Source organism: Methylobacterium sp. WL103 (assembly GCF_008039885.1).
In the GTDB taxonomy this organism is placed as follows: domain Bacteria; phylum Pseudomonadota; class Alphaproteobacteria; order Rhizobiales; family Beijerinckiaceae; genus Methylobacterium; species Methylobacterium cerastii.
The window spans coordinates 1-3785 of record NZ_VRUX01000420.1 but is presented as its reverse complement, the minus strand read 5'-3'; the positions used below and the strand labels follow the sequence as shown (position 1 = coordinate 3785).

Annotated in this window: 5 protein-coding genes; 4 read left to right on the top strand and 1 reads right to left on the bottom strand. The window is 70.0% G+C overall.

Annotation, left to right across the window (positions count from 1 at the left end; all coding sequences use genetic code 11):
• The coding region (locus tag FV222_RS19735) for a sugar nucleotide-binding protein (RefSeq protein WP_147815446.1) at positions 1–192 on the top strand (192 nt) is incomplete at its 5' end.
• Positions 189–1067, top strand: a complete 879-nt coding sequence (gene rfbA, locus FV222_RS19730) for a glucose-1-phosphate thymidylyltransferase RfbA (protein ID WP_147815445.1) — start codon at positions 189–191, stop codon at positions 1065–1067. The genes FV222_RS19735 and rfbA, both read left to right, overlap by 4 nt.
• A gap of 19 nt (positions 1068–1086) precedes the next feature.
• On the opposite strand, the gene FV222_RS19725 is transcribed toward rfbA, so the two are convergent.
• A complete protein-coding gene (locus tag FV222_RS19725) occupies positions 1087–1395 on the bottom strand; it encodes a hypothetical protein (RefSeq protein WP_246685554.1) in 309 nt (102 codons plus the stop codon).
• A 184-nt stretch (positions 1396–1579) separates the two neighbouring features.
• Here FV222_RS19725 and FV222_RS19720 point away from each other — a divergent pair, with 184 nt between their 5' ends.
• Together FV222_RS19720 and FV222_RS19715 are read left to right on the top strand one after the other, a co-directional pair.
• Entirely contained in the window at positions 1580–2671 is a 1092-nt protein-coding gene (locus tag FV222_RS19720; RefSeq protein ID WP_147762323.1) for an OpgC domain-containing protein, read from the top strand.
• Positions 2672–2787: 116 nt separating this feature from the next.
• Positions 2788–3582 carry a GDSL-type esterase/lipase family protein gene (locus FV222_RS19715; RefSeq protein ID WP_246685555.1) on the top strand — a complete coding sequence of 265 codons (795 nt, stop codon included), beginning with the start codon at positions 2788–2790 and terminating at the stop codon, positions 3580–3582.
• Positions 3583–3785: the final 203 nt, after the last annotated feature.

The window sequence follows — 3785 nt, the reverse complement described above, 5'->3', positions numbered from 1 at the left end:
GGGCGCGAGGTGCCGGTCGCCGGCATCCCGACCAGCGCCTACCCGACGCCGGCGCGGCGCCCGGCCAATTCCGAACTGTCCACCGAGAGCCTGCACGCAGCCTACGGCATCGCGATGCGACCGTGGCAACAGGCTCTCGACACCATCCTCGACCGCCTGATCGGGCCGGTCCCAACGGAGGCGTCCCGATGAAGGGCATCATCCTGGCCGGCGGCTCCGGCACGCGGCTTCACCCGGCCACGCTGTCGATCAACAAGCAGCTGCTGCCGGTCTACGACAAGCCGATGATCTACTATCCGGTCTCGGTGCTGATGCTGGCCGGCATCCGCGAGATCCTGATCATCTCGAGCCCGGAACACCTCGACAACTACAAGCGCCTGTTCGGCACCGGCGAGCAGTTCGGCTTACGCTTCTCCTACGCGGTCCAGCCGAAGCCCGAGGGGCTGGCCCAGGCCTTCATCATCGGCCGCGACTTCGTCGGCGACGACGACGTGGCGCTGATCCTCGGCGACAACCTGTTCTTCGGCGCCGGCATGAGCGACCTGCTGGCGCGCGCCGCCGAGCGCAAGGCCGGCGCGACGGTGTTCGCCTACCACGTCGAGAACCCGCAGGCCTACGGCGTCGTCACCCTGGACGCGGCCGGGCGCCCGTTGCGCCTGGTCGAGAAGCCGACCGAGCCGGAATCGACCTGGGCGGTCACCGGCCTGTACTTCTACGACAACCAGGTGCTCGACATCGCCGCCGCGGTGAAGCCGTCGCCGCGCGGCGAGCTCGAGATCACCTCGGTCAACGAGGCCTACCTCGAGCTGGGCCAGCTCCACGTCGAGAAGATGTCCCGCGGCTACGCCTGGCTCGACACCGGCACCCACGACAGCCTGCTCGAAGCCTCCGAGTTCGTGCGCACGATCCAGAACCGTCAGGGCCTCCAGGTCGCATGCCTGGAGGAGATCGCGTTCGAGCGCGGCTTCATCGGTCGCGACCAGCTCGTCGCCCGCGGCGAGCTGTTCAAGAAGACCGCCTACGGGCAGAACCTCCTCAGGCTGGCGCGCGAACACGCGGCAGAATGAACCGCCGCCCGGGCGGGCGCTATTTCGGGCTGCAGCCGATGCAGATGCCGCGCATGAGCTGGTCGTCCTGCTTCTCGTTCGGCGTGCGCGTCCGGCGGTCGTCGGCGGTGGCCGCGCCGGCCCCGGTCGAGGGCGGCATGGTCCGGCCGACGCGCGAGGTGTTCGGCGCCGTCACCGTCGAGGCCGCGCCGCCGCCGGTCCCGGTCTCGGCCTGGGCGAGGGCTTGCCCCGCGAGGAAGCCTTGCCCCGGGAGGAAGCCTTGCCCCGGGAGGGACGACGCCAGAGCGGCGGCGAGGACGAAGACGGAAATCGGGCGGGTTCTGGACATCGTGCGCTCCTTGGTCCCGGCGTAACGCGGCTCGCGGCGCGGCGGTTCGACCTGTCGTGCGCCTCGTTCGCGTCCAACCTTTGCAGTCGGGCCTGCGCCGCCGTATCAGGACCCGCCTTCGCTGCGTCGCGAAGCGCCGACGCCCGCCGAGCCCGCACGCCGAACTTCCGGAGCCGACACCGCGATGCGGGAACCGAACGCGATCGACTTCTGGCGGGGGCTCGCCCTCGTCACGATCTTCATCAACCACGTCCCCGGCAACACCTTCGAGCGCTACACCTACTCGCAATACGGCATCTCGGACGCGGCCGAGCTGTTCGTGTTCCTGGCCGGCTGGTCGATCGGCATCGCCACCCGCGGCCGCGACGGCACGCCCGAGCCGCGCCTGCGCTCGGTCCTGCGCCTGCTGTCGCGCACCATCGAGGTCTACCGGGCGCAGCTCGCCGTGATGGTGATCGCGCTGGCGATGATCGCCGGCACCGCGCTGGTGTTCGACAACCCGCTCATCCTCGAATGGCACAATGCCGGCGGGTTCTTCGCCGACCCGATCCAGACCGTCGTCGGCATGGTCCTGCTGACCCACCAGCTCGGGTTCTTCAACATCCTGCCGCTCTACGTGGTGCTGCTCGGGATTGCCCCGGTCTTCGTGCTGATCGCCCGGCTGAACCGGCTCCTGGCGCTGGGGCTCTCGGTCGGGCTCTATCTCGCCAGCCTGGTCGAGGAGTGGAACCTGCAATCCTGGCCCGGCCAGGGCGACTGGTTCTTCGATCCGTGGTGCTGGCAGCTGCTGCTCGTGCTCGGCTTCGTGCTGCAGGACTGGAACCGCACCTCGGGCACGCTCCGGCTCTGGTCGCGTCGGCTGTTCCCCCTCGGGATCGCGATCGTCGTGCTCGGGATCGTGCTCTCCGTGCTGGAGATCCGGCCCGATCCGATGCTGGTGCCGGACCCGCGACTGCTGTTCACCTTCGACAAGACCTACCTGACGCCGGCACGCCTGTTACATTTCGTGGGCGTCCTTCTCGCGTTCGGCCCGGTCTACGGTATCATCGCGCCTCGGATCCCCTTGATTGTCGGGTATCTTGCGGGCTTGGGCCGGAATTCCCTGGCCGTGTTCTCCATGGGATCGATCTTGAGCCTCGGCGGCCAGCTCTTGCGGTTTCGGACCGGCGGCGGATTGGTCGTCGACATGATCGTGCTCGCCGTCGGCATCGTCGGCCTCGGCGCGACGGCGTGGTTCGTGGAATGGCGCGGCCGCAAGCCCCGGGTGGCGTCGTGAGGACAAGCGCGATGCACCGGATCGCCGTCGCATGGCTTATCGCCCTGCTCGCGGCTTGGCCGGTCGCGCCTTGGCCGGTCGCAGCTCAGGAGGCGCCCCGTGCGCCGGGCGTCCCGATGGTGGTGTCGCCGCCCTCCGGGGCCGGGAGCAAGGAGGCGGAGCCGGGCGATCCGAGCCTGTCGCCGGAATGCCGCGTCCCGGGCTCGCAGCTCTACACCCTGTCCCAGCTTCCGGCGGTGAAGGCGGCGTTGCAGAAGAACCGCCCGGTGCGGGTGCTCGCCATCGGCGGCAACGCCGCGCCCGGGGCCTCGGCGACCTATCCGGTCAAGCTCGAGACGGCGCTGGAGCGCGCGATGCCCAACGTCGACGTGGTGATGGAATATCGCGGCCTCCAGGGCGAGATCGCCTCGGGCGCGGCCGAGCGGCTGCGCAGCATGGTCGCCGACGTGGAGCCGGACCTCGTGATCTGGCAGGTCGGCACCCACGACGCCCTCGCCCGGGTCGAGCTCGACGCCTTCACCGACGCCCTCACCGAGACCGTGAAGTGGATCAAGTCGCACGACATCGACGTGGTGCTGGTCGACCCGCTCTACACCGCGAGCCTCGCGGCGGACGCCTACTACACCAGCATCGTCCAGTCGGTGCGCACCGTGGCGACGCAGGAGAAGGTGCCGCTGGTGCTGCGCTACGACGCGATGCGCTACCTCGCCGGGCGTAGCGACAAGGGCGAGGGCCACATGCTCGGCCAGCAGTTCCGCCTCAACGACCTCGGCCTGCGCTGCATGGCCGAACACGTCAGCCGCGCGATCACGCTGTCGCTGCAGCAGCCCGAGGCCACCGGAACCGCGGGAGCGACGGCGCCGAAGCCCACCGGTACCGCGGGGGCGACGGCGGTGCCGGCGAGGCCCTGAGGCCGGCAAAGCCGTGACGTTGGTAAGACCCTGACGTTGGTAAGACCCTGACGTTGGTAAGACCCTGACCCTGCCCCATTAACCCCGCCGCAACGGCGGCCGGGTTAGGGCTCGGGGCCGATCCGCGCGGGATCGAGGAGGCGGACATGGCGGCGGCGACCCTCGGCTCGGCCGTCCACCGCCTGCGCGCCGCCATGTCCGCC